The sequence below is a fragment of the Microbacterium sp. UCD-TDU genome (assembly GCF_000340625.1).
Taxonomy (GTDB): Bacteria; Actinomycetota; Actinomycetes; order Actinomycetales; family Microbacteriaceae; genus Microbacterium; species Microbacterium maritypicum.
In genome coordinates, this window is sequence record NZ_KB454447.1 from 669735 (window position 1) to 695824 (window position 26090).

At 68.8% G+C, this 26090-nt stretch carries 23 protein-coding genes and 1 tRNA gene; 11 read left to right on the plus strand and 13 right to left on the minus strand.

From position 1 onward, the window contains the following. Positions 1-14: 14 nt before the first annotated feature. Positions 15-512, minus strand: a complete 498-nt coding sequence (locus D514_RS33545; RefSeq protein ID WP_017830769.1) for a DUF427 domain-containing protein — start codon at positions 510-512, stop codon at positions 15-17. 36 nt (positions 513-548) lie between these two features. Here D514_RS33545 and D514_RS33550 point away from each other — a divergent pair, with 36 nt between their 5' ends. Then, positions 549-1145, plus strand: coding sequence for an LON peptidase substrate-binding domain-containing protein (locus tag D514_RS33550; protein WP_017830770.1), 597 nt, complete (start codon positions 549-551; stop codon positions 1143-1145). On the opposite strand, the gene D514_RS33555 is transcribed toward D514_RS33550, so the two are convergent. Both D514_RS33555 and D514_RS33560 read right to left on the minus strand, forming a co-directional pair. Beyond that, complete coding sequence (locus D514_RS33555; protein WP_017830771.1) at positions 1108-1458, minus strand: DUF2834 domain-containing protein; 351 nt, start codon at positions 1456-1458, stop codon at positions 1108-1110. The two genes, D514_RS33550 and D514_RS33555, sit on opposite strands and share 38 nt — an antisense overlap. A gap of 12 nt (positions 1459-1470) precedes the next feature. Then, positions 1471-2475, minus strand: coding sequence for a TerC/Alx family metal homeostasis membrane protein (locus D514_RS33560; RefSeq protein ID WP_017830772.1), 1005 nt, complete (start codon positions 2473-2475; stop codon positions 1471-1473). Positions 2476-2762: 287 nt separating this feature from the next. Between D514_RS33560 and D514_RS33565 the strand changes: the two genes are divergently transcribed. The 4 genes from D514_RS33565 to D514_RS33580 all read left to right on the plus strand — a co-directional run bounded on the left by D514_RS33565 (position 2763) and on the right by D514_RS33580 (position 6362). Then, positions 2763-3323, plus strand: coding sequence for an RNA polymerase sigma factor (locus D514_RS33565; RefSeq protein ID WP_017830773.1), 561 nt, complete (start codon positions 2763-2765; stop codon positions 3321-3323). After that, complete coding sequence (locus D514_RS33570) at positions 3320-4456, plus strand: DUF4349 domain-containing protein (RefSeq protein WP_017830774.1); 1137 nt, start codon at positions 3320-3322, stop codon at positions 4454-4456. The genes D514_RS33565 and D514_RS33570 overlap by 4 nt, the downstream gene beginning before the upstream one ends. A gap of 116 nt (positions 4457-4572) precedes the next feature. Continuing rightward, positions 4573-5121, plus strand: coding sequence for a helix-turn-helix domain-containing protein (locus D514_RS33575; RefSeq protein WP_017830775.1), 549 nt, complete (start codon positions 4573-4575; stop codon positions 5119-5121). Further along, positions 5121-6362 carry an MFS transporter gene (locus D514_RS33580; RefSeq protein WP_017830776.1) on the plus strand — a complete coding sequence of 414 codons (1242 nt, stop codon included), beginning with the start codon at positions 5121-5123 and terminating at the stop codon, positions 6360-6362. Before D514_RS33575 ends, D514_RS33580 begins: the two co-directional genes overlap by 1 nt. Before the next feature lie 50 nt (positions 6363-6412). Here the strand turns inward: D514_RS33580 and D514_RS33585 are convergent. Beyond that, positions 6413-6485, minus strand: a tRNA-Glu gene (locus D514_RS33585). Positions 6486-6647: 162 nt separating this feature from the next. Between D514_RS33585 and D514_RS33590 the strand changes: the two genes are divergently transcribed. Then, the gene (locus tag D514_RS33590; protein ID WP_017830777.1) at positions 6648-7286 is read left to right on the plus strand and encodes an MBL fold metallo-hydrolase; all 639 of its coding nucleotides are present in this window, start codon (positions 6648-6650) and stop codon (positions 7284-7286) included. A 2-nt stretch (positions 7287-7288) separates the two neighbouring features. Further along, positions 7289-8182: an aminoglycoside phosphotransferase family protein gene (locus D514_RS33595; RefSeq protein WP_017830778.1), complete on the plus strand. Its 894-nt coding sequence runs from the start codon at positions 7289-7291 to the stop codon at positions 8180-8182. A 99-nt stretch (positions 8183-8281) separates the two neighbouring features. On the opposite strand, the gene pepN is transcribed toward D514_RS33595, so the two are convergent. Both pepN and D514_RS33605 read right to left on the minus strand, forming a co-directional pair. Next, a complete protein-coding gene (gene pepN, locus D514_RS33600) occupies positions 8282-10765 on the minus strand; it encodes an aminopeptidase N (protein ID WP_017830779.1) in 2484 nt (827 codons plus the stop codon). 50 nt (positions 10766-10815) lie between these two features. Then, positions 10816-13272 carry a tetratricopeptide repeat protein gene (locus D514_RS33605; protein ID WP_031206194.1) on the minus strand — a complete coding sequence of 819 codons (2457 nt, stop codon included), beginning with the start codon at positions 13270-13272 and terminating at the stop codon, positions 10816-10818. A gap of 143 nt (positions 13273-13415) precedes the next feature. Here D514_RS33605 and D514_RS33610 point away from each other — a divergent pair, with 143 nt between their 5' ends. Continuing rightward, the gene (locus D514_RS33610; RefSeq protein ID WP_017830780.1) at positions 13416-13913 is read left to right on the plus strand and encodes a hypothetical protein; all 498 of its coding nucleotides are present in this window, start codon (positions 13416-13418) and stop codon (positions 13911-13913) included. 2 nt (positions 13914-13915) lie between these two features. Then, positions 13916-14923, plus strand: a complete 1008-nt coding sequence (locus D514_RS33615; protein ID WP_017830781.1) for a hypothetical protein — start codon at positions 13916-13918, stop codon at positions 14921-14923. On the opposite strand, the gene D514_RS33620 is transcribed toward D514_RS33615, so the two are convergent. The 3 genes from D514_RS33620 to D514_RS33630 all read right to left on the minus strand — a co-directional run bounded on the left by D514_RS33620 (position 14889) and on the right by D514_RS33630 (position 18123). Next, entirely contained in the window at positions 14889-15902 is a 1014-nt protein-coding gene (locus D514_RS33620) for a DNA topoisomerase IB (protein ID WP_031206197.1), read from the minus strand. The genes D514_RS33615 and D514_RS33620 overlap by 35 nt on opposite strands. Positions 15903-15990: 88 nt before the next feature. Further along, on the minus strand, positions 15991-16491 hold the full coding sequence (locus D514_RS33625) for a hypothetical protein (RefSeq protein WP_017830783.1): 501 nt from the start codon (positions 16489-16491) through the stop codon (positions 15991-15993). A gap of 9 nt (positions 16492-16500) precedes the next feature. Further along, the gene (locus D514_RS33630) at positions 16501-18123 is read right to left on the minus strand and encodes an MFS transporter (protein ID WP_236610971.1); all 1623 of its coding nucleotides are present in this window, start codon (positions 18121-18123) and stop codon (positions 16501-16503) included. 263 nt (positions 18124-18386) lie between these two features. On the opposite strand from D514_RS33630, the gene D514_RS33635 reads away from it, so the two are divergent. Then, positions 18387-18860 carry a hypothetical protein gene (locus D514_RS33635; RefSeq protein WP_017830786.1) on the plus strand — a complete coding sequence of 158 codons (474 nt, stop codon included), beginning with the start codon at positions 18387-18389 and terminating at the stop codon, positions 18858-18860. A gap of 36 nt (positions 18861-18896) precedes the next feature. Here the strand turns inward: D514_RS33635 and D514_RS33640 are convergent, their stop codons facing one another. From D514_RS33640 to D514_RS33655, 4 genes are all read right to left on the minus strand, one after another. Beyond that, the gene (locus D514_RS33640) at positions 18897-22256 is read right to left on the minus strand and encodes an ATP-binding protein (protein WP_017830787.1); all 3360 of its coding nucleotides are present in this window, start codon (positions 22254-22256) and stop codon (positions 18897-18899) included. Then, positions 22253-22915 (minus strand): DUF4194 domain-containing protein, encoded by a 663-nt coding sequence (locus tag D514_RS33645; RefSeq protein WP_017830788.1) that lies wholly within the window; start codon positions 22913-22915, stop codon positions 22253-22255. Before D514_RS33645 ends, D514_RS33640 begins: the two co-directional genes overlap by 4 nt. Next, positions 22908-24371, minus strand: a complete 1464-nt coding sequence (locus D514_RS33650) for a DUF3375 domain-containing protein (protein ID WP_017830789.1) — start codon at positions 24369-24371, stop codon at positions 22908-22910. The genes D514_RS33645 and D514_RS33650 overlap by 8 nt, the downstream gene beginning before the upstream one ends. A gap of 72 nt (positions 24372-24443) precedes the next feature. After that, positions 24444-25199 carry a GntR family transcriptional regulator gene (locus D514_RS33655; RefSeq protein ID WP_236610972.1) on the minus strand — a complete coding sequence of 252 codons (756 nt, stop codon included), beginning with the start codon at positions 25197-25199 and terminating at the stop codon, positions 24444-24446. 154 nt (positions 25200-25353) lie between these two features. Here D514_RS33655 and D514_RS0119615 point away from each other — a divergent pair, with 154 nt between their 5' ends. Beyond that, entirely contained in the window at positions 25354-26055 is a 702-nt protein-coding gene (locus D514_RS0119615; RefSeq protein WP_186004849.1) for an HAD family phosphatase, read from the plus strand. Positions 26056-26090: the final 35 nt, after the last annotated feature.

The window sequence follows — 26090 nt, forward strand, 5'->3', positions numbered from 1 at the left end:
GGTCAGGCCGAACGTCACCAGCCCATGGAGCCGGGAACGCCCTTGAAGGGGCCGACGACCCCAGACGTGACCCACCCGCCGTAGAACCCACCCGGTTGCGGGACCGCGACTTCGTCCCCGACGGTGCACTCGTCCATCGGCGCCGCGTACACGGCGACCCGGTCGGTCAGCGCCTCGAAGCCCGGAGACGGGTGCGGATAGTTCCAGGCCGCTCCAGGGCGAGCGGTGTCTCCGCCGCGCACATCGAAGTAGCGGGCGGTGCCCTTGAACTCGCAGAACGAGGCGCCGGGGGCCTCCACCAGCGCACCGGGGATGAAGTCGGCGATCGGAAGGTAGTACACGGGAGGGTGGCTGGTCTCCAGCACGCGCACGGCATCGCGGGTATCGGCGATCAGGTCACCGCCGAGGCGGATCGTGACGCGGTCGGCGACCGGTTCGACGCGCGGCGGCCTCGGATAGTCCCAGACGGATTCCTGCCCGGCTGACGGGGTGAGGGGGCGAGGTCTGCGCATCTGTTCACTTTACGTCTCTCGGTGTTGACTGGTGCCATGACCGCCATCCCGATGTTCCCGCTCGGCTCGGTGCACTTCCCGCACACCCCGCTTCCGCTGCGCGTGTTCGAGCCGCGGTACCTCACGATGATCGGGCGGCTCCTGGATGAGGAGGACCCGCGGTTCGGTGTCGTGCTCATCGAACGCGGCCACGAGGTCGGCGGTGGCGATCGGCGCAGTGGCATCGGCACGATGGCTCGGCTGATCAGCGTCTCCGCGGGTGCCGACGCTCTGCTGGCGGTCGCCGTCGGCACCGATCGCTTCACGGTCGACGAGTGGCTGGATGACGACCCCTATCCCCGCGCCGAGGTCACGCCGCTGCCCGAGCTCGACTGGAGCGACGAGCTCACCCCGCTGCGCACGCAAGCGGAGGCGATCGTGCGACGGACACTCGCCCGCGCCCCCGAGGCGCAGTGGGATGCCGACACCGAGCTCTCGGACGATCCGATCGCCGCCGCGTGGCAGCTCGCCGCGATCGCTCCCCTCGGCGACTACGACAGGTACGCGCTGCTGCAGTCCGCGACGGTGGGGGCGTTGCTTCGTCAGATCATCGACCTCACGCTCGACGCCGAGCTTCTGTGGTCAGACGGGTGAGGTGGCGCTGGCGCATCGCCAGGAAGAGCGGGAAGGTGAAGGCGAACGCCGTCACTGCGGACAGCACGACATAGAGCCAGCCCCTCCGCATCCCGATCCGTCGCGCTTCGACGATGATGAACACGCTGCCGGCGATCGCCACGATCAGGAGATCGACCGTGATCGACGACACCGCCGGACCGCTGCCGACGAGATCGCCGACGAAGTCCACCATCTGCGTGATCGCCAGCACGTTGAACGTCCAGGTGCCGATCAGACCGACCACCGCCAGCACGAGATAGACGACGGCGAGGGGAGTCCAGTGGCGGGTCATGCCGCCATGATCTCACTCCACGGTCGTCGTGGACCTCGCCGCGCGCTTCTCGCGAGACGACGCGATCAGGCTGGCGACGGTCGCGATGGTCATCGAGGCCAGGATCACGCCGAGCGAGACCATGTTGCTGATGTCGGGCACCCACTCGACATGCTCGCCGCCGTTGATGAACGGCAGCTCGTTGACGTGCAGAGCGTGCAGGATCAGCTTGACGCCGATGAAGCCGAGGATCACGGCGATGCCGTAGTGCAGGTAGCGCAGACGGTCGAGCAGGTCGCCGAGCAGGAAGTAGAGCTGGCGCAGCCCCATCAGCGCGAAGATGTTGGCCGAGAAGACGAGGAAGCCGTTGGTGGTGATCTCGAAGATCGCGGGGATCGAGTCGATCGCGAAGATCAGGTCGGTGACACCGATGGTGATGAAGACGATCACCATGGGCGTCCACATGCGCTTGCCGTCGACCGTGGTGCGGATCTTGGACCCGTCGTACGTCTCGCTGATGTCGACGCGGCGACGCAGCAGGCGGACGATGAAGTTCTCCCGCTGCACCTCGCCCTCGTGATCGCCGTCCGGCATGGCCTGACGGATCGCCGTCCAGATGAGGAAGGCACCGAAGATGTAGAAGATCGGTGAGAAGTTCTCGACGATCGCGACGCCGGCGAGGATGAACAGGCCACGCAGGATGAGCGCGATGATGATGCCGACCATGAGCACCTGCTGCTGCAGCCGCCGCGGCACGGCGAACTGGGCCATGATCAGGACGAAGACGAACAGGTTGTCGATGGAGAGGCTGTACTCCAGCGCCCATCCGGTGATGAAGTCACCCGCGTTCTGCCAACCTCCGACATTGCCCAGGAGCACCGCGAACAGCAGCGCGAGCCCGACGTAGAAGACGACCCAGAGAGTGGACTCCTTCGTCGAGGGGATGTGCGGCCGCAGCCGGATGAGGAGCAGGTCGCCGATCAGGATGATCGTGAGGACGACCATCGAGGTGATCTCGAACCAGACGGGGATTTCCAAGGGCGCACTGCACCTTTCGCGGAGGGGTCGGGAATGAGTCGAAAGTCTCTCCCCCGCACACATGTGCGTCGCGCGCCCGGAGCAGCGATGACGGTGCTCGTGATGACGTTACGCGCGGATTCGGGATACTCCCTCTCGCCCGGGCAATGCTACCGGAGCCGTGGCATCCGTGGGGACGGATGTCGTCGGAAACTCCCTGCGGCCCGCACGCAATCCCCTGCACCGGATCTGAGACGATGGGGCATCGATCGACACTCTCCTCGTGAGAGACACCGAACGGAACCAGGATGCCCCTGCAGACAACTGATCAGAGATGGGCGGCGCAGGCCGCGGCCGGCGACGAGAACGCCTTTCGCGAGCTGTACCGCGCACACGTGCGTCCCGTGTACTGGATCGCGCAGGGCATCCTCGCCTCGCCGTCCGACGCCGAGGATGTGACCCAGGAGACGTTCGTCGTCGCCTGGCGGAAGATCCCCGACCTCGAGCTCCAGGGCGAGTCGATCCTGCCGTGGCTGGCCACGATCTGCCGATTCCAGGCAGCCAACCGGCTCCGTCAGCGTCGGCGCGATCAGGCGCACACCGCCGAGGCCGTGGACGAGACCCTGCTGCCGGACACGGTGAGCGTCGAGGAGCAGGTCATCACGGCCGAGCTGGCGGCGCGGATAGCCCGAGAAGTGGGCACGTTGAGCGAACTCGATCGTGAAATCTTCCGTCTGTGCGCGTCTGAGGGCTATGCCTATCAGGCGGCTGCGGAAGAGCTCGGGGTGACCCACGCCGTCGTCAGGAACCGTCTCTCTCGAGTACGCACGCAGTTGCGTGGCGCCGTGACGGAAGTGAGAGACGCATGAACGACAAGATCAGCGGCAGCGACCTGCCCGCCCTCTCGGACGAGACGATCGCCCGTATCGAAGACGCCGTCTTCGCCGAGATCGCCTCCGAGCGCGCTCCGGCGCGCCCGGCCGAGGCCACGTCCCGTGCTCGTCGGCGGCGGTGGCTCACCGGCGGCGGTATCGCCGCGGCCTTCGTGGTCGGCGTGCTCGTGACGCCCCCCATCCTCGGCGCCGTAGGCGGGGGAGCCTCCGTGACGGCCGAAGGCATCGGCTTCTCCAGCGGCACCATCGCCGACTCCGCACCCTCGTCGCCCGAGCGGCTCACGGGCGTGGCCCCCGAGTCGCTGCCGGACGGCGCCGTGACCTCCGATGCGAACGCGGCGACGCTCCCCGGTGCCGCTGACGCGGAGAGCGGGCGCGAGATCATCGCCACCGCGCAGGCGACCGTTCAGGTGAAGAGCATCCCGGAGGCGGCGGCGGCGATCGCGGCCCTCGCCGAGGAGCGCGGCGGTTACGTCGAGAGCACGGAGATCGGGAAGTCGGTCCCGCTCGACGGCCGCACCGATCCCGCCACCGATACCGCCGATTCGGCGTACGGCTGGGTCGGCATCAGGGTGCCGTCGGCGGATCTTCCCGACGTGATCGCCGCTCTCGCCGACACCGGAGAGGTGCTCTCGTCGTCGACGTCGAAGCAGGACGTGACCTCTGCCGCGATCGATCTGCGCGCCCGTGTCGACTCCACGAAGGCATCGGTCGAACGGCTCACGCAGCTCATGGCGCAATCGGGGAGTGTGTCCGAGCTGATCGAGGCCGAGGTCGCACTGACCGACCGCCAGGCCCAGCTCGAATCCTACGAGCAGCAGCTCGCCGCTCTCGACGACCAGGTCGCGATGTCTTCCCTGCAGGTGCAGCTGACGAAGGCGAGCGCACCGACGACGGCCGACCCGGCCGGCTTCGGCGACGGCCTGCTGGCCGGCTGGAACGGTCTCGTGGTGTCGCTGAACGCACTGGTCATCGCCCTCGGCTTCATCCTCCCGTGGCTCGCACTCGCCGGGGTGGTCGTGCTCCTCGTCTGGCTCCTGCGCCGGACGCGTCGCAACCGCCGTGACACCGCGGGATCCTCAAGCGGGACATCCGTCGAAGAGAACTGACGCCGCCCCGTAGGAGAAGGCTCGCCCGGATGCTTCCGGGCAACCCTTCTCGTTGATATTCCGAGGTATACAAGAAGTCTTGTGCGTCTGTCACCTCGGGACTAGCGTCTTCCCCCGTGGAAGACATCTCCGTGATCACCGCCGTGCATCACCCGCTGCGCCGCCGCATCTACGACTATCTGCTCCTGTACCGCACCGCACAGGTCACCGCGATCGCGCGCGCACTCGACAGCCAGGTCGGCAGCATCAGCCATCATCTGCGGATGCTGGAGCGCGCAGGCGTCGTCGAACGCGCACCGGATCCCGCCGGTGACAAGCGCACCAGCTGGTGGAAGGTGGCTCGACGCGGGTTGACCTGGTCGACCGACGACTACGCGGACTCCCCCGCCGATGCCCTGCTCGCGCGCGAAGCCCAGCGGCAGGGCATCCGGATGCAGATAGACCGGCTGCAGCGCTGGCACCGCAGTCGCCGAGACCCCGCGTACGCGGGATACGACGGCTCGAACACGGAGACGACCGCCTGGGCATCGGCCGACGAGCTGCGCGACCTCTCCGCGCGGATCCTCGGGACGATCCGCGAGTGGCAGGAGGGCATCGACCTCGACGACGGTCAGGAGCGCGTCCCCGTCTTCGTCTTCGCGCACGCCTTCCCCACGGAGCCGTGATGGCGACGGTCAGCGAGCCCGTCGAGGTGACCGCGCCTCCTGCGTTCCGCCGGGACCACCTCGCGCATGCATGGATCGGTGTGAAGGCGCTCTCCGATGCCGGTGACGCCCTGTGGACGATCGCCCTCGCCTGGACAGCCGTGCAGATCGCCTCCCCCGCGATCGCCGGCCTGATCGTCGCCGCAGGTACGGTGCCCCGCGCGGTGATCCTCCTGTTCGGAGGGGTGATCGCCGACCGCGCGGACGCCCGCCGCATCATGCTCGCGTTCAACGTGCTCCGCGTCGGCGTCCTGGTCGCCGTGGCCGTGTCGGTGCTCACGACACCACCCTCGATCGCGGTCCTCCTCCTCGCCGCCATCGCATTCGGGGTGTGCGATGCGTTCTACGAGCCGTCAGCCGGGACGATCGCGCGCCAGCTGGTCAGAGCTGTCGATCTTCCGTCCTACGGAGCTGCGGCCCAGACGGCGTCACGCCTGGGGACCATGGGAGGTGCAGCGATAGGCGGACTCGTCGTGGCGCACGCAGGCCTTGCCGCAAGCGCGTCGGTGAACGCCCTGACCTTCACCGTGGTCGTCGCCTTCATCGCGATCTGGCTGCGCCCGCGCTTCCGCCTCGCCCGCGCGGGGAAGGAATCCGCGCTGCGCGGCATCGCCCGCGGGTTCACCCACCTCTCCGCGAACCCCACGACCCGCACACTCGTGATCGCGCTGTCGGGCTTGAATCTGGCGGTCGGTCCGGCGATCGGGCTCGGACTCGCCCTCCGTGCTCACGACGAGGGCTGGGGCGCTCAGGCGGTCGGGCTCTTCGAAGCGCTCCTCGGTGTCGGCGCGGCGCTGGGGGCCGTCTCGGTGGCGAAGTGGCGGCCGCGTCACGAGGCGCGCGCCGGGTTCTGGGCGCTGGTCGTGCAGGGGGCAGGCATCGTCGCGCTCGGGTTCGGTCCGGCCTGGACCGTCGCTGCAGCCGCGTTCGTGATCGGCGCGACCGCGGGATACGCCTCGGTGCTGCTCAGCGCCACTTTCTCGGCGACCGTCGACACGGCCTACCTCGGCCGGATGGGCGCGCTCACGCGCCTCGGCGACGACTGTCTGATGCCGCTCGCGATGGCCGGCTTCGGCGCTCTCGCATCGGTGACGACCGTCGGTGTGCCGTTCGCACTCTTCGGGGGCGCGATGATGGCCCTGATGATCCTGCCGTTGAGGAACCGGACGTTCCGCACCCTGTCCTTGAATCCCCGGAACTGAGGCGGAGAAACAAGAAAGCCTCCGGCGAACCGGAGGCTTTCTCTGTTGTGTGACCCCAGCGGGATTCGAACCCGCGTTACCGCCGTGAGAGGGCAGCGTACTAGGCCGCTATACGATGGGGCCGTCTGGCGGAACGTTTCCATCCCGCGACAACCGTTCAAGTATGCCACGGCGATTCTCACTGCGCCAAATCGACGCCACCCTCACCCGAATCCCGGGCGTGGCGCACCGAATCCGCCGCCGAATACGTTTGCCGTGCGCGAGCGGAAGGAGTTGACTCTTCCCATGCGCGTCACCAAGTTCGAACATGCCGCCCTCCGTCTCGATGCGAACGAGAAGACCCTTCTGATCGACCCCGGGTCGTTCACGGCACCCCTGGACGACCTCGCCGATCTGGTCGGCGTCGTGATCACTCATGAGCACCCGGACCACTGGACGGCCGACCACTTCGACAGGCTCCTGCACGCGGCACCCGGCACGCCGATCTTCGCCCCCGCCGGCGTCGCCCGCGCCGCAGAGGGATATGACATCACCGTCGTCTCCCCCGGCGACACCGTGGACGTCGGCGGGTTCACCCTGCGATTCTTCGGGGGATCCCACGAAGTCATCCACTCCTCCCTCCCGACCGTCGAGAACGTGGGCGTGCTCGTGAACGACGAGCTCTACTACCCCGGCGACTCCTACGCTGTCCCCGAGGGCGTCGCGGTCGGCACTCTCGCCGCGCCGCTCGGCGCTCCCTGGCTGAAGATCGGCGAGGCGATGGACTTCGTGCTGGCGGTCGCCCCTCGTCGCTCCTTCGGGACCCATGACATGACGCTGTCGGTGATCGGGAAGAACATGCACAGGCAGCGGCTGCAGTGGGCCACGGAACAGGGCGGCGGCGAGTTCTTCGTGCTGGAGCCCGGCGACTCCCTCGATCTCTGAGCATGGCGGACTCCCCCGGCGCGGAGGTCGCACTCGATGAGCGCGACGTCCGCGAACTCGTCCGCACCGTCGCACCGGACCTGGCAACACTTCCGTTGATGCGGTCTGCCGAAGGATGGGACAACGTCACCTGGCGTCTCGGGGCGGATCTCGTGGTGCGCATCCCCCGCCGACTCCAGGCGGCACCGCTGATTCGGCACGAGCAACGTGCGCTCCCCCTGATCGCGATGCACCTGGCTGCGGCGAACGTCCGCACGCCCCTACCGGTGTTCGCGGGTTCGCCGACCTCGCACTTCCCCTGGCACTGGTCGATCGTGCCGTGGTTGCCCGGCGGTCAGGCTCTCGGTCGCCCCCGTCGGGACAACACGGTCTGGGCCGCTCACCTCGCTGCCGTCCTGCTCACCCTCCACCGCGATGCACCTGCAGACGCACCCCGGAACCCGGTCCGCGGGGTGCCGCTGGCGGTACGGGACGACAGCATCCGCTCCCGCCTCGCAGACCTTCCCGCGACGATGGCCGAGAATCTCGCCGACATCTGGCAGACCGGGCTCGACGCCGCCCCCGCGACCGAGTCCGTCTGGATCCACGGCGACCTGCACCCCGGGAACATCCTCGTCGACGGTGATCGGCTGTCGGCTCTGATCGACTTCGGCGACGTCACAGCCGGCGACCCGGCCTACGACCTCGCCGCAGGATGGCTCGCCTTCGACGCAGAAGGCCGACATGTGTTCCGCCGAGCCACGGGACGCCGATACGACGAGGCGACCTGGGTGCGGGCACGCGCCTGGGCGGCCGCGATCGCGATCATCCTCTGCCATTCGAGCGATGACCGCCCCGATCTGCGCGCGCTCGGGCACGAGACATCCGCTCAGCTGCGGACGGCCCCGACGACCTGACGCCGCGCGCCGGTGAGCGATCCGCTCACCCGCGACCACACCCGTCGGGCGCGATCGTCGAGAAGCCAGCGACCGTCGGACCGGACAGGGCCCACAGGTTCAGGCCTGCGCGGCCCTGACCCTCAGCTCACGCGCGAGGTGATCCCGCTGCTCGATCACGAGCCGCCGGAGAGCGGCCGGCGCCTCGGCGTTCGCGGCCAGCCATGCATCGACCGGTTCCAACGAATCGCCGGCCGGGAACAGCCCGACCACCAGCCGTCGCGCGATCTCGATGCTGCGCGCGCCCCAGACCTGCCCGATCCGCGCGAAGTACTCGTCATCGAAGCCGGAGACGAGATCACGGCGCCCGCCGGCGCGGAAACCCCCGATCTCGGCATCGAGGTGATCGTTGCTGAGCGCGAGGTCGTTCCAAGCGGAGTCCCATGCCTCGCGGCGCACGGTGGCATCCGGTCGCGACGACCGCGCCCGCCGTGCGGCTGTGCGTCCGTCGCCCGTGTCGTCCCGCTGCTGCTCTGCGGCCACATCCGCAAGATCGGCGTGCCCGGTGGTCACCAGAGCCGTGAGGAGCTGCCAGCGCAGATCAGGATCGATCACGAGGCCGTCGGGTGCCTGCCCGTCCAGCAGTGCCCGCACCTGTTCCTGATGCCCGTCGTCGAAGGCGGATGCCGTCGCGAACGCACGGGCCCAGGAGAGTTGCGCGTCGCTCCCGGCATCCGCAGCCTCCAGTGTGCTCCACACGGTCTCGACCCAGCGCCGCTGCTCCTGGTCGCGGCTCGCCTCCGCGACGAAGTGGCGGATCGTGTAGCTCGCGTTCGCGAGGACACCCGTCAACAGCCCGATGTTGGACTCCGCGGGCGCATGGGTACGCACGATCTCGACGTACCGCGCCCCCGCGAGCTCGCCGTCGCGGGTGGCGTTCCACAGCGACGACCAGACGAGGGCCCGCGCCAGCGGGTCGTCGATCGCAGAGAGGGACTCCTCGACCGTCGCGAGCGAACGCGCATCGAGACGAGCCTTCACATAGGTGAGGTCGTCGTCGTTGAGCAGCACCAGATCGGCATCGGGGAGGTCGATCTCGGTCCGTTCGCCGACCACATCGAGCTCACGCTGCTCGCGCCGCACGACCCGGCCGTCGACACGCTCATACAGCCCGATGCGCAGCCGATGCGGGCGAGGGTCGGTCTGCACGAGGATGCTCCGCCCGTCCGCCTCGGTCTCGGTCCACAGCGTGGACATGCCCGAGGTCTGCAGCCAGGCCGCCGACCAATCGCTCATGTCCCGCCCCGAGACGGCGCTCAACTGCACCAGGAAATCGTCGAGCGTCGTGTTCCCGAACGCGTTGGCGGCGAAGTAGAGGCGGGCGCCCTCGAAGAACGCCTCGTCCCCGACGAAGGCGACCAACTGCTTGAGCACGGCTGCGCCCTTGGCGTAGGTGATCCCGTCGAAATTCAGCTTCGCGGCCTCGAGATCGGTGATGTCCGCCACGATGGGGTGCGTCGTCGGCAGCTGGTCCTGCTGGTACGCCCATGCCTTTCGCCTGGCGGCGAAGGTGACCCACGCATCGTGATAGCGCGTGGCGACGGCCGACGCATGGGCGCCCATGTAGTCGGCGAACGATTCCTTGAGCCACAGATCGTCCCACCAGATCATCGTCACCAGGTCGCCGAACCACATGTGCGCCATCTCATGCAGGATCGTGTTGGCTCGCGCGGCGCGCTGCGCGTCGGTCGCCGCCCCACGGGAGAGATACGACTCCGTGAACGTCACCAAGCCCGGGTTCTCCATCGCCCCGAGGTTGTACTCCGGAACGAAGATCTGGTCGTACTTGCCCCACGGATACGGATAGGCGAAGGCATCGGTGAAGAAGTCCAGGCCCTGGCGTGTGACCTCGAGGATCTCCTCGGCCTCGAGGTGCGCGGCGAGTGACCGGCGGACGAATACGCCGAGGGCGACGCTCTGCGCGTCGCGACGCCACTCGCCGTCCACCCGCGAGTAGGGTCCCGCAGCCACGGCAGTGATGTAGCTCGAGATCGGCAGGGTCGGTGCGAACTCCACGCGCTGCACGCCGACACCGAGATCGGTGTGCGTCGGAGACTGGTTCGAGAGCACCTCCCATCCGGAGGGCGCGTCGACGACGAAGGTGTACTCGGCCTTCATGTCGGGCTGTTCGAAGCAGGCCATCACGCGCCGCGAGTCGGCCGGTTCGTACTGCGTGTAGAGGTAGGTCTCGTCGTCGACCGGATCGTGGAACCGGTGCAGGCCCTCACCGGAGCGACTGTACGCGCCGATCGCCTCGACGCGGACGACGTTGGAGTCCACCAGGCCGGAGAGCGAGATGCGGGCACCGTCATAGACGATCTCCTGATCCTCGCCGTTCACCCAGACCCTCCGGACGCTTTCGCCGACGAAGTCGAGCCAGGTGGCGTCGACCGTCGACGAGAACTCGAGCGTCGTCACGGTCGGGAACCCGGTGCGAGCGCGCTCCGGCGCGCCGGTCAGGTCGAGCTCGACGCGGATGCGGTGCACGGTGACGGCAGCGGATCGCGCTGCGGTCTCCTCGCGGGTGAGGTTGGCGGTGTCCATGCATCCATCCTGGCATCCGGATGCCGCACGAACCGCCGTGGTCCGAGGCGTCACGCGCTCTGCAGGCGGTGTCCGATCTCGGCGTACACCTGTGCGGAGGCCTGGGCGCGCTCGAGAGCTGTCGGCTGATCGCCTCTCGATCGCGCGACAGCGGCGAGGATCGCATCGCTGCGAGCCACCTCTGCACGATCACCGGTCGCCTCGGCGATGCTGCGCGCCTCCTGGGCATGCCGCTCTGCCTCCTCGAGGAGGCCATCCGCATCCTCTGCACCCCTCGTGGCTGCCGACACCAGGATCTCGGCGAGCGAGTTCGCCGCCTCCGTCGCGATCAGCGGCGAGCCCGCACGCTCCGCCTCTCGGAGGATCCGTTCCGCTGCAGTCCGCGCCCTCACGACATCTCCGGCTCGACCGGCGATCCGCGCGTCGAGAAGCTCGAGATCGGCTGAGGTCGCGAACTCCCTCGCCGTCTGCAGGCTCTGCATCGCGACCGCGGACAGGTCGCTGGCCTTGCTGTCGTCACCCCGCGCCTCGGCGACGAGGGCGAGCGTGCGGCGGACGAAAGGCAGGGATTCCCCGCCCGACGCGGCCAGCAGTTCGTACAGCTCACCCTCCGCATCGTCGAGTCGCCCGATCGCGAGGAGCAGCAGCGGACGATTGCCGCGCACGACGGCCACATTGAGATCGTCGCCTTCCGCCCGCGCCATCGACAGGGCGAGGGCGTACCCCTCCAGCGCCTCCGGATATCGGGCGAGGATGCGCAGGGTGTCGGCGTGGTTGCCGGTGGCGCGCCCCTCCACGACACGGTCCCGTGCTTCTCGCGCCTGCACGACCGCGCGTTCGTACGACTCCAGCGCCTCATCGAGGTGACTCATCCACCGTTGGACGTTGCCGATCTGGTTCCAGGTGCGGGCGAGAGCCGATCCCGCGGCTATGCGACGCACCCGCTGCAGCGTGATGAGCGCCTCGTCGAGGCGCCCGAGCTTCTCCGCGCAGTGCGCCACGCCGAGCGCGATGTCCGGCACGAGATCGAGCCCCTCCCCTCGCGCCGCCAAGTCGTGCAGTCGCAGGGATTCGCTCCAGAGCGACCAGCGCGAGAGCGCCGGATGCGCCGCGATCGCCACCTGCTCGACGGCGGAGTCGAGGCCGTGCTCACGGGCTGCCGTCGCGACTGCGAGCACGGTCGAGACTTCACGTGCGGCGAAGTCGGGATCCTCCCCGATCCGGGAGAGCACCTCGGACGCGGATCGGTGCACGAAGCGTCGGCGCACCGACGAAGGACGCAGCGACCGCGACCGCTCTGCCGCGAAGGCGAAGACCGTATCGTGCATGTGCACATGGCCCTCACGCAGCTCGACCAGATGACGGGCGTGCAGACGGCGCAGATCCCGCGCGGCGGACGGACCAGCCGCGGCGACGAGCACGCCCTCCTCGATGTCCCTATCCAGCAGGGCGGCGTCGGCGAGAAGGTCAGCCTCTGCCGGAGAGAGGGAACGCGTCGCGGCCTCCAGGACCGGACGGATGCGCGCGTCGCGAGGTTCGTGCTCGAATCTCGAGGCGAGGTCCTGGAACGACCAGCCCTCGTGTTCACGGACGATTCCCGCCAGCATCACGAGATCGAGCGGGAGCCCCCCTCCGACCGCGACGATGCGACGCAGCGCATCCGCGCGCAGGGCTGCCTCCGCGCCCTTCGCGGTCGCCCCGTCCTCGACGGGCAGCAGACGAGCGAGGAGGCGACGGGCTTCGCCACTCGACATCGGCGGGACGACGACCCTCGCCACATGCACGCCGGCCGACGGGAGGCGCTGCTCGAGGTCGGCCAGGTCGACGCGGGCTGTGACGATGAAGCGCACACCGGGAACCAGCAGCGCGGCGAGGCGGCCCGCATCGCCCGCATCCTCGATGATCACGGTGATGTCGCGGGCTGTGGCCCGCAGCCGCTCCCGCAGACGCGGCAGTTCGTACGGAAGAGAGCGGACGCCGAGCGCTCCCAGCATGCGCCGCAGGATGTCGATCGGGTCGGCGTGCGGGCGGTCGGGCTCCGACTCGCGCAGGTGCACGGTGAGCACCGGCGACGGACCGGCCAGCGCAGAGGCGAGAGTGGTCTTGCCCGCTCCCGGCAGGCCGGTGAGGATGAGGACGTCCGCTGCGGGCACCGCAGCCAACAGCGCTTCCCGCCCGACATCCGCTCCGGCGGCGTCTCGTGGCCCGAGGGTCACCTCGACGTGGACTCCCGATCTCTGACCGTTGAGGGCGCGTGCGCTCTCACGCCAGCGAGCCGCCACGGTGCGCCCACCGCCGAGCACACGCACGATGTCGCCGACCAGACGATCGTCGACCCGCCGCCGTCCGGGGCGGAAGCAGTCGTAGACGGTCACCTTGGGAGGCTCGGCGCCTTCGCGCAGGCTGCCGATCCTTCGGGCGATCTCGGCGTACGACGGCGATCCCGCATCCGCACGCATCCGTCCGAGGCCCAGACAGAGCTCATCGAGGGTGATCGGGGCGGGCATGAGTCGAGCCTATGGCACGCTGTCGTGCGCCTGCGGATGGCGCTCGTTCGGGGTCGTTCGGAGTCGGACGGACCGACGCACAGCGCCCCTAGGCTCACTCGACGGAGAGGCCATCCGACCTCCCGGACAAGGACATGACACCCATGACGACACGCGCAGAGATCGCGGCGAAGCTCGACGACTTCTCCTTCCAGAAAATGAACTTCGGCGGGTTCCTGATGAACAAGCGCGCGAAGAACTCGCACGCGCTGTGGACCCGCGCCTCCGATAAGGGGGTCACCGAGCTGACGCTGCTCACCACGAGGGACTACGGCGAGGGAAACGTGTACGACGTGGCGGCCTTCACCCTCGACGGGAAGGTCCCCGAGGAGATCATCTCCGAGCTGAAGCAGCAGGCGGAAGCCCTCACGGACCGGGTCAACCTACGCGCGCACGGCTATGTCTACACATGCCTCGAGCCCTGGGACGGTGGCGGCACCATCTGGATTTCGAAGAAGCCCGAGTTCCGCGCACTGAGCCGCCCCGGGCAGGGCGTCTACGTCATCCCGATCCAACGGCTCACCAGCACGGGCGAGCCCCGATGGCTCGCCTGGGCCCGCGAGGGCGATCAGCTGAACATCGCCATCGTGTACAAGCCCTGACGGTGCCGACGCTCTCGGTCGGCGCGACCGCCCCGCGCGCAGAGCATGGCGCGCGGGGCGGTCTGATCCTCGTCGCGGCGTCCCTTGCCACCCTCGGGATCGCCGGAGCCCTGGCGTTCTACCTGCTGCCCGTGGGGTTCGGCCTGACGGGCGCGATCCTCACGCTCGCCCAGGTGGGGGCGATTCTCCTCGGGGCAGCGCTCGTCGCCTCCTCGACGATCACCATCCGCCGGCACCAGCGGCGACGTGCCGCCCTCGTCGCTGTCGCCGCGGCGCTCGGCTGGGAGTATCGCGCGGACATCGGTGACCACGTGTGGGGCGGCTCCATCGACGAGCAGATCGATCGCGGAAGTCGCACCGCACGAGACCACCTCGACGCGCGTCGCTCCGAGATCCCCTTCGACAGCGTCGAGCGCACCTTCGTCGTCGGCGACCGCGAAGGGGCGACCGTGCACACGGTGCGCGCGGTGCGGATCCCACTGCCGTCCGAAGCGCCGCGGATCACGCTCCGGTCGCGGCGCGGCGGAGGAGCACTCAGTGTGCTCCCACGACGCCCGACCGGCCGATCGCGGTTCCGACTCGAGGGCGATTTCAGCGACGTCTTCGACGTGTCGGTACCGACGGGTTACGAGACGGATGCCCTCTATGTGCTCACTCCCGACCTCATGGTGATCCTGCTCGATGCGAGCGCCGACCTCGACCTGGAGATCGTCGACAGCACGCTGCACGTGTACTTCCCCGCTGTCGATCTGACCGACGACGCAGAGCTGCACCGGTTCCTCACCGTGATCGCGGCACTGCATGACCGCTTCGGACGTCGCACCCTGCTCTATCGCGACGAAGCTGCCGCTCCCCTCGATCCGGAGGCCTACCGCCGCGACGGCGACGCGCTCGCCGCCAGGGCGCGCCGGGTCGACACACGCGTGCGGTGGTGGCCGGTGCTGGCTGCCGTGGCGACGCCTCTCGTCCCTATGCTCATCGCCGTCGTCTGGCTCCTGTTCGCCGGTTGACCTTCCGGGAGATCTCCGGGCCGCCGAGGAGACGACGGATGGCCGTCTCGGGCGTCACCGAGAGATCGAGCGTCCGCCCTCGGGCGTACTGACTGAACACCCGGGGATCGATGTAGCTGCCGCGCGCGACGGCGGTGGTGTTGCCGAGCGCCGTCGCCGCCGCCTGCACGGCGAGGCGCTCGGCCTGGCTCCGGTGGTTGCGACTGTCGAGCTCACCGATCCGCGCGAGGGCATCCGCGGCGATGATCGTCCCGTGAAGCGTGCGGAAGTCCTTCGCGGTGAAGGACGCTCCCGTGACCTCCCGCAAGTAGGCGTTGACCTCGGCGGGTGTGATCCGCAGGCGACGGCGCCCCCGGCGGTACGCGAGCAGGAAGGCCCCCGACTTCCCGGCCGCGAAGTCCGTGAGCGCGTCGGCGAGTGACTCGTCGGTGATCTCGATCGATGCCGTGCGACCGCTCTTGGCCGGGAACGACAGGGCGACCTCGCTGCCCGCCACGCGCACATCACGCCGTCGAAGCGTCGTGAGACCGCGGCTGCCGTGCCGAACCAGATATCGCTCCGACCCGATGCGCAGGGCCGCATCGTCGAGAAGACGGAACGCGATGGCGAGAGCGCGCTCCTTCGTCTGCCCCTCCTGCGCGAGCGCCCTGGTGACCTGGGCTCTGGCGCGAGGAAGGGCGGCCGCGAGATCGAGCGCACGTACGAACTTCCGGCGGTCCCGCGTCACACGCCACAGCGGGTGATACAGGTACTGCTTGCGCCCGGCACCATCGACCCCCACGGCTTGGATGTGCGCGAGCGGGTCGGCCGCGATCCACACGTCCTGCCAGGCAGGAGGGATCACGAGATCGTGGATCCGCTCACGATCGGCCTCGGGCGCCGTGTCCCCTGCCGGATCGACGTAGCGGAACCCCGACCCCGATCGCACGCGCCGGAAGCCCGGATCCTGCCCCGGTACCACCCGGATGAGTCTTGCCATCGTGTTTCCCCTCCTCGACTGTCTGCGATCGAGGATGCCCGGCCGTGTCTACCAGCGGAAGGGAGTGGCGTGGCGGGGTGCCGTCGTGCTATTCCCCGTCGGGCTCGGTGCGGGGCGTCGCGAAGGTGCTGCGCATGTGATCGCTCGTCAGGAAGTCGGCGATACCGATCATGATCAGGCTGAACACGATCTGCTCCGACACCATCCAGAGCGGGTAGAGCCCGGGAATCGCCGCCATCACGAGCGTGATCACCGGGAAGATCTGCGCGAACAGGCGCAGGCGCTGATACGCCCACCGCCATCCGCGCTGCGCCCGCCACGCGAAGTAGAACAGGGTCGCGGTCATCGCCAGCACGACGAGCGTGCGCATCCAGACGGCGAACGAGACCGACGCGCCGTCAACTGCCAACGCGAGTGCGACGGCGACGGCGCCGACCCCGAGGATCAGCTCGACGACCAGGAGCCAGATGATCCAGGTGAACGCACGCACGGTCTTGGGGTGCGTGCGGTCGGCCTCGCTGATGGCGACGCCCGCCTGCCGCCCGCCGGCGATCCGATCCAGTCGGAGGAAAAGAGACTCCAGAGCCATGATCGGAGCCTATTGCGTGCGGGCCTCGTCGGGCTCCTCCATTCGATGGATGTCGACGACTCCGTTGGCCGCCGGGTCGACCGCGCGTTCGAGCACCAGGGCCAGCAGCCCGACAGCGAGGCTCCCCGCGATCATCAGGCCGATGAACCAGCCCTCCAGCCCGCCGCCGAGCAGGATGCCGGCGACGAGCGGCCCCATGATGGCACCGCCCTGGAACGCCGCGGAATTGATGGCGTTGTAGCGACCGCGAGTACGGTCGGAGGCCAGGTCGTTGTAGATCGCGGGGACGGTGGGCTGCAGCATCGTCTCCCCGAACGCGAAGACGCCCATGTAGGCGATCACCCCTATCGCCGCGACCAGAGTGCCCGGCAGGAATCCGGTCGCCCCGAGCAGCACCCACGACAGCGCCCAGATGAGCGCCATCACCTGCATGACCCTGGTGCGCCTCTTGCCGGTGATCAGTTTCAGGACGGCGAACTGCAGCAGCACGATGACCGCGGTGTTCACGGCGAACGAGATGCCGACGACCTGGGTGGAGACCTCGGAGACCTGTCGCGCGAAAGCCGGGAAGCCGGCCTCCATCTGCCCGTATCCGATGAAGACAGACAGGAACGTGAGAAGGGTCAACCACAGCACGGCGGGGCGACGCAGGATCTCCCGGTATCCCCCGACGGGCGGGGCGTCGACCGCTGCCTCATGCTGCGTGCGCACGTGGCGGAGCGGCCCGAGAATCAGAGCGAGCGGGATCAGGCCGCTCGCCGCGTCGACGAGGAAGATGGTCGTGAAGGTGGCGGGATCGGCGACATCGACGAAGAAGCCGCCGATCACTCCTCCGACGCCGATCCCGAGATTCACCAGTGCGAAGTTGACGCCGAAGTACTGCTGGCGCACCTCCCCCTCGACCACGGTGGCGATGAGTGCGTTGAACCCCGGCCAGGACACCCCGAAGTTCACGCCGATGAGCATGACGGCGACCGCGGCGACCGCCGGGTGCGTGGCGTAGGCGAGAAGCGTGCATCCGACGATCATCGACAGCAGTCCCACGATCAGCACCCGCCGTGCGCCGAAGCGGTCGATGAGGGTTCCCCCTGGTCCGGTCACGACCAGACCCGTGATCGCGATGAGACTCATCAGCGCCCCCGAGATGCCGAGGTCGAAACCGCGCACCTCGTGGAAGTAGATGATCGTGAACGGCAGTGTCATTCCGCGCCCGAGCGTCTGAACGGCCACGGTCGACAGCAACCAGCGCCCCTCGGTGGGCAGCGCGTTCCAGAAGCTCCTCATTCCGATCACCTCGACATTCTTCCCGATGCCTGCGACATCGCCGTTCGGGACCGGATTGTCGGACGACCCGGTATCTGCCATCATCACGAGCATGGCGCTGTCTTTCGAAGAATTCCGTTCCTCCCTGCTGCACGCCGTCTCCCGGCAGGGACTGGGCATCCAGCTCACGGATGCCGAGGCGCAGCAGGTCGCCGCCGACCCGCAGGCCAGCCGGAGCTGGTACGAGTACTGGCTGTCCACGAACCCGCAGACGGCGGCGCCTGCCGTCGACGCCTCCTCGACGCCGGACGCCTCCCCGACCGCCGAGACGATTCCCCTCGGCGGGCATGACTTCGCGCGGGCAGCCACGTCCGCATCCGCTCCCCCGGCCTACGGCGGAGGCCCGGCGGAATACGCCGGCCACGCCGTTCCGCCGACCTCCGGCGAGCCGCAGAAGAAGAGCCGGGTCGGCCTCTGGGTGGCGCTTTCGATCGTCGGTGCACTGCTGCTGATCGCGGTCATCATCGTGGTGGTGGCCTTCACGACCGCTCGTCACNTCGTCGAGGAAGAAAAGGATTTCGAAAACGCCGACCTCCGGCGAGCCGCAGAAGAAGAGCCGGGTCGGCCTCTGGGTGGCGCTTTCGATCGTCGGTGCACTGCTGCTGATCGCGGTCATCATCGTGGTGGTGGCCTTCACGACCGCTCGTCACTGGACGAAGGTCGATACGCCGGAGAAGCCGGAGACGTTCCACAGCGAGGAGTACGAGACCGGCCTGTACCTCGTGTCGGACGACGGAGTGAGCCCGTGCGCCGTCGACCAGGACTGGACGGACTGCATCGATGCGATGGAGCTCCAGTACGCCGGAGCCTGCGCCGGCGTCGAACTCGTTCCTGCGGCCGTGACCCTCTGCGGACAGCACCGCGCCGAGATCGACCGCATGCGCGCGGCGGATTCGGAGGGCTCGGTCGTCGCCTCACTCGGTGATTTCGGCCACCTCACCCGCACGCCCGAGACTGCGACACGGCAGGTGTCCAACGACGACTATGAAGCGGCGGTCACCCACGAGGCCGTCTGCTACCTCGGCTTCCTCGGGGAGTGCGAGTAGCGACGCGGACGACCGGCCGCCTCAGATCGCCTCTCCTCAGACCGCCGCCTGCGGAAGACCCACCTTCGCCTTCGCCCAGGAGCGACCGCGCGTGTCTTTGAGGATGTTGTACTCGACATCGACGTGCGGCTCGATCGCGCTGTACTTGTCGTTCGGCGCACCGATCACGAGTTGGAAGCCGAGTCCTCTCCAGGCGCCGATCGCGCGCTTGGTGAAGTGGGCATCCGCCTTGATCAGAGCTTCGTCCATGAAGACCGGCGCGTAGCGCGGCCGTGCCGCCCCCGCGTCTCCGAGCTGGTAGCGCAGAGCGGCGCCGACGATGAACGCGACGAGCTCCTGGGATTCCCCTCCGGATTTCTCGCCGATGTGATCGTAGAGCGCGACGTGCTCGCGTGTCGCGGCGGTGACCCGCTCCGCGCTCACCCGCACGTGGTTTCGCACGTCGATGAGTTCGGCGAAATCGGGCGCCGTCCGACGCATCCGGGCGATGAGGCGGCTCATCTTGCGATACACGGCCTCCCGTTCCGCGTCGGTCGAGGCCGCATCGATCAGCCCCCGCACCTCGCGGAGCTCACGTCGGAAGCGCTTGCGCGCCTCCGTCTGATTCTCGCGCGGGGTGATCTGCAGGCGGTGGTCGTCATCGTAGAAGGGCAGCTCCTCCATGATGCGGTTGATGGGATCGATGCGATCCTTGATCTCGCGCAGCGAACGGCTGAGCGTCGAGTCGAGACTCGTCAGATCGTTGCCGGAGAGCTTGAGGAGGCTGTCGCGCCACTCGGTCTCCAGCTCATGCAGTCCATTGGTCTGGAGCGCCTCCAGAATGCTCTCGAACTCCCCGACCGACGCGTCCGGATCCGGCAGGAGCGTCAGATTGTCCCATCGCTCCAGGAACCCGGTCATGAGTCGCCGCATGCTCTCACGCTGCTGCTCGTGCGCCTCGGCGGCCTCGCGGCGATCCTCGTGCAGGCGTTGGGCCGCGGTTCTCAGCGCGGTGTCCAGGTGCGCCAGTCGCTCCGCCGCGGACGGGGTGTCCCCCGTCTCGGAATGCAGGAATCGACCATCGAGGAACGATGCGTGCCGCTCGCCCATCTCGAGTCCCGATGCCGCAGCCGCATCGATGACGCTCTGACACGCATCGACGTCGTCGGTGACCTGGCCCCAGTGATCCTGCGTCTGTGCGAGCTCATTGCTCAGTCGCGCCTCGTCGTCGCGGAGCCGGGCCGCCCGAGTCCTCAGTTCGTCGGCTTGGCGCCGGAGCTGGCCGATCTCGGGGCTGGCCGTGGTGACCTCGGCTTCGACGGCGACCCAGCGCTCTCGCTCCGCCTCCACCGCGGCGACATCGATCTGCTCCCAGGTCAGGTCATCGATCCTCGCGAACGCGGTCGACCGCGCCTCGATCCGGTCGAGGGCCGCCTCGGCGTCCGCCGCAGAGGCGGCGCACTCGTCATGCCGAGCGCTCAGCTGCCGCAGCTGCTCGTCGATCTCACGCAGACGACGGTCGTTGGTGAAGCCCAGCATGTTGGCGCGGCCCTGCCCACCGTGCGCGCCGCGACTCCCCTGAGAGATCTGACCGCTGATGGTGAGCGCTCTCTGATGCGCGCTCAGCTGCGACGACGAGTCCACGCAGACGTACCCGAAGCGGTCCTGGAGTCTCTGCTGGAGCCAGCCGGTGAAGGGCGTGGGCAGGTGGTCGAGCCGCCCGGGGAGCGTCTTCGGGTCGGCGCCCCGCATCTCGGGGAGCCCTGTCTGGACGCCCTCGTAGTTGAGCCGTTCCGGGGTGCGCACCGCGTTGATGGCGGAACGGAACTCTGCCAGATGCTCGGCGTCGATCAGAAGCGTCCTCGCGAAGCCGCCGAGCGCGAGGTTGAAGGCCTCGCGCCACGGCTCGAACTCCGTGCGCACCTCGATGAGCTCCCCGACGAACGGAAGATCCGATGGCGAGAGTCCGACCGCCTGTGCGAGCAGTGCGCGTGATTCGTCGAGGTGCGCGGGGATGCTGCCGCGCACGCGGACGGTCCTCTCGCGTTCGTCGCGCAGACGCCGCATCTCGGACTCGGCGCTCCTGCGCGCCGTCTCCGCATCCGCGAAGGCCGCACGCGCGTCGCGGATGTCGGACTTCGGCGACGAGCCACGGGCGCCGGCCACGAAGGCATCGAACTGCGCGGCGGTTTCGACCTCCACCCCGAGCTCCTCGGCGATCGCGTCGAACTTCGCCCTCTCCCGCCGGACGTCTTCCAGACGACGCTCGGCCACGCGCAGCTCACGCTGTGCGGTCTCCAGGCGGTCGCCGCCGGACTGCCGCAGCACATCGAGGAGACCTTCACGCTCGAGATCGGCGGCATCGACGAGCGCGCGTTTCTCGCGGACGGCGAGGCTGAGCGCGCGGGTGCGATCCCCCAGCTCGACCTCGACCTCGCGCAGCAGGTCCAGACGCCGCTGCGCGTTCCAGAGCGCGGCGAGCGAGGAGGGATCGGTGAAGACGCCGACCTCGTCGATCACCCGCACGCGTTCGGCGGCCGCGGCGATGCGGTCCTTGATCCCGCGGATCGGCTCGAGCGCGCTCACCTGCTGCTTCGCGGTGAGCATTCTCGTGCGCGTGCTCTCGAGCTCGTCGAAATGCGCCACGACGGCGTCGGCGGTGGCCATGGTCTCAGGCTCTTCCAACACGAGCTTCTTGTACAGATCGTCGACCGTCGTGATCTGCTGCCCCGCCTGGATCCTCGCCAGGAGGCTGATCGCCTTCGCACCGGAACCTGCCGCCCCGATGCCGAGCACCGCCTGCAGACGCGCCGAGAACTCGCGGTCCGTCGCCAGGGTCTCCAGTCCCGTCGCCCGTACCGACGCATCGGAGAGCCTCTGCGTGGCCGCCCTCTCCAGAAGCCCCAGATCGAATGACCCGTTCACGGTGGCCCTCACCCTGGTCGTGTCCTCCAGAGTGCGGGCATCCGCAGGGATGTACCACGCGCGCACCGCGGTGAAACGCGATCCGTCGTGATCGAGCCACGTCGTCGCGATCGCACTCCATGTGTCTTCGCCGTCGCCGCGGAGCACACGCAGCTTCGTGCCGTCCTCGGTGCGGGATTCGTCGATCTTCCCGCGCCCGTAGGAGAGGATGTTCCGCTGCTCGTCGCCGCGAGGGCGACCCGTCACTCCGCCGTTCGAGGCGCCGTTGAACGGCGTCGTGTGGGGCATCATCAAGGCGATGTATGCATCCATGAGAGTGGACTTGCCGGAGCCCGAACCCCCGCAGAGCAGGGTCGCGTCGGGTGAGAAGCGCACACGATGGGGGCCGGCGTCGTATCCGCCCCAGTTGATCAGCTGCAGCTCCTCCGCGACCCACTGCTGTCCCCGCGAACCCGCGGGGATGAGTCCGAAGAGCGTGTCGACCATGGTCATCGTTCCACCTCTTCCTGCGACCGCAGCCAATCGCGAAGCTCTTTCAGGGTCTCGGCGCTGAGAACGACCTCGACGAGCGCACTGATCCGATAGCGCCCACTGGTCTCCTCCTGGACGATGCCTTCTCGATCCAGACGGTCCATCGCGTTGCGGATGGCCTTCTGCTGTCGGGCCGTACCTCCGTCGACGTCGGTGAAGTAGCTGAGCACCGTCTGCTCGAGGTCTTCGATGTCGATGCGCACGGATGCCTCGCCGGCGGCGGACTCGCGCTGATACACCGTGCGAAGATGCACCAGCACCAGGGTCTCGGCTCGCGTGTAGGGCGCGTCCTTCAGCAGCACCGGCATGTCGATCTCATCGGAGCGCAGCTGCTGCTTGTAGGCGAATCCGCGACCGTGGTCGACGACCAGGCGGAGGTAGAGGTCGTTCAGCCGCGACTCGATCACCTGCTGGTGGTCGAGCAGGAGCGTCCACTCCCGACGATTGCGCTCCGCGGCGATGAAACGACGCTGGAGGATGTGCGCGAGCAGTCGTCGGATCTCGGGATCGAGCGTTCCTCGATCACCCGCGAAATGCTCCTCGATGTCGTCTTCCATCGGGACGGGGGCGATGAACGCATCGTCCACCGGCGCCTGCGTCACGAGGCTCTCTTCAGGCATGTGCTTCTTCCTTCGGGTTGCGCGCTGTGACGGCGCCGAACGCAAAACGTCGTGTCGAGCCGTCGGGACGCAGCGCCTCGACGACCGAGACCGCATCGCTCTCGGTCATGCCGTTGCGATGAGCGATCTCGAGCAGTCCGACGAGGTCGACGGGCCGGCGGGTGTCGTCGGCGGCGTCCTCGAACGCGGCGGCGAGGTCGAACTCCGGGCCGAGACCCGCGACGTATTCTTCGAGCTCCGCGTACCTCGGACCACCCCACGCTCGCGTGTCGACGTCAGGGAACTCGACATCGTCCGCATCTGCGAGCGGGGCGGGGACGGCGGGAGGGCGGATGCTGCTCACCGTCTGTCTGAGGTGCCCCAGGTCGATGAGCGGGAGACTGCGCACCGGCGCGGCGCTCGCCCCCGTGCCGTCCCAGACGTGGAGCGCGGCGATGACGTCGCGGAGCAGGTCGTCGATCTGACGGTCGCGCAGCGGATCATGGGTCTTCACCTGGCCGGTGATGACGTGGGATGCCCGCCGCTGCGCGGCGAGGACCTCCTCGACGCCGAGTTCCACCCGACGCCCGATCGCATCCAGTTCGGCACGCTGGGTGGCGTCGAGCATGCGGGCGAAGGGCTGCCGGAGCAGGCCGTGCAGCTGTTCGGTGAGCGCGTCGATGCGGTCCGGATCGCCGATGAGTCGCAGGGCACCGGCGAACGCGCGCCCCTCCGGCGTCGAGTTCATCACGTCCTGCGCGCGCTGAAGATATTCGCGGAGCACCTCACCCGTCGGCCGCTCGTCCCGGCGCAGATGGGCGACGACGTCGCGCTGCATCAGCTTGAGGGACTCGGCGACCCGCGTGAAGTCGGCCGGGAGCTCGCGCGCCAGATGCAGCACGTTCTCGGCTTCCTCGTAGAGCTCTTCGTCGTCCAGCGGATCGGCCCGGCCCGCCTCCTCGATCCGGTCGATCTCGGCGTCGAGCGCGGCGCGCTCCTCACGCAGACGGGCGAGCCGGCGGAGGGGATCGGCCTCGGCACTGTCGGCCAGATGCTCCACGGCTTCGAGGAGCGTGCGCACCCGTGAGTTGGAGACACGCGTGCGGCCTCCGCCCGTGCGTCCCGCGATCTCGAGGGCCTCCACCGCGTGCGCGGACAGCCGGTACACCTCGATGTCCTCATCGATCTGCTGCACCAGCCAGCCCAGACGCACCCAGTTCCTGGCGACGTCGCGTCCCGTCCCCGCCGGCACGCGACGGTCGTCCTCCTCGTCGCCCGCTCCCCGCAACTCGTCGAGGATCTCGGAGAGCTCGGCCTGCGCATCGGCGATCGGGATGGATGCCCGGTCGGCGGTGAACAGAAGCGAGAGCGACGCCACCACGAAGGGCGCGAAGCGACCATGCAGCAGATCGAGCGTCGGAGTGCTGAAAGCGGTGACAGCGCGGGAGAATGCCGCTTCTGCTCGTGTTCCTGTCACGTATTCACATTACTCGGCGCCCTCGACGTCGCCGGACGCGACGCGGGCCTGGCACCCGGGCAGGCCCCGGATCTACTGCGAGAACTCGGTACGCGTGAGCGGCGTGCTCTCCCGCGACGCCGTGACCAGGAACGTCACGGCATCCGGAAGGTAGCGATCCTCTCCGTACTCGATCGGTTCACCGGCCGAGGCGTAGCTCACGCGTCTCACCCGCAGCAACGGGCTCGCGCGACGGACCCCGAGCAGGGTGGCGTCCGCGCTGGAGACCGGGACGGCGTCGATGGCGTGCTCGGCGAAGGCGGTCACGACGCCGAAGTCGCGAGTGAGCGCCTCGACGACCGAGGCTTCGTCGTCGGCGATCGCGGCGACCCGATCGGCGATCCAGTCGGGATAGGAGGTGCGCTCCAGCATGACGTCGCGCCCGTCGATGCTGCGCGTCCTCGTCACGCGGAGCACCCGTGCCCTCGGGCTCACCCACAGACGGCGCGCCTCGGCCGCTGTCGCTTCTCCGAACTCCTTGCGCCGCACCAGCCCTCCGGGTGTCATCCCCTTCGACCGCGCCCACTGGGCGAACGACCGCAGCTCGTCGAACGACTGGCTCGGACGCCCTGAACGCACGATCCAGCCCGTACCCTGAACCGGCGACACCAGCCCTCGCTCTTCGAGCCCCGCGAGCGCTCGGCGCACCGTTCCCCGAGTGGAACCGTAATGGTGCCCCAGCTTCGTCTCGGACGGGAGCCGGGAATCCGGGGCGAACTCTCCGTCGATGATCCTGGTCATCAGGTCGCTCATGATCTCGCGATGGGGGCGCGGGTTCACCGGTGGCACCGTCTCAGACTAGGTGCGCCACGAGGCCCGCGATCGCGCGAACGGGACAGCAGTTCACAGTTGTCCCGCGTGTCGCGCCCGGAGACACCGATCGTTCCGTCGCCGTTCATCTGCGCGCCCTCCTCTGCACACCGTCAGGCGGGGTAATCAACCCGTGACCCCGTCGACGCCCTCCTCCGATCACCGCCCTTACGCGTGGCCTGCTGCCGTGCTCTTCGACCTCGACGGCACGCTCGTCGACAGCGAGCGGCTGTGGCTCGACGCGATCCGCGCCCGGCTCGCGCTCGACGGCGCGGCGGTCTCGTCTGCACAGCTCGTCGAGTTCGAGGGTCTCTCCAGCATCGAGGCCGCCCGCGCGCTGATCGAGGTCGGCGGCCTGTCCGCCCGAGCCGCCGAGGTCGCCGCCGACCTCGAGGCGCTCACGATCGACACCTTCGCCGACCGCCTGTCGTGGGTCTCCGGTGCCGAGGAAGCGCTCGGACACCTCCGCGGAGAAGGGATCCGCATCGCGCTGGTGACGAGCTCGACGCACCGCTGGGTCGATGCGGTCGCCGAAAGCCTCGCTCTGGGCGCATTCGACGTCGTCGTCACGGCTGATGACGTGCAGCACACGAAGCCGGATCCCGAGCCCTATCTGCAGGCATTCGATCTGCTCGGCATCGACCCCGGCACCTGCCTGGTGTTCGAGGACTCGGAGGTCGGAGTCCGGGCCGCCGTCGCGGCCGGAAGCCGGGTCGTACAGGTACGAGCCGACCTGCGCGCCACGAGCGGCGCGACCGCGTGCCTCCCCGACCTCCGCCCTGTGACCGCCGCGTGGGTGGCCTCGGTGATGGCCCGCGAGCCCGCGCTCCCCTGACCCGCTCGTCCGTTCTCTCCCCGTCCGCACCCGAC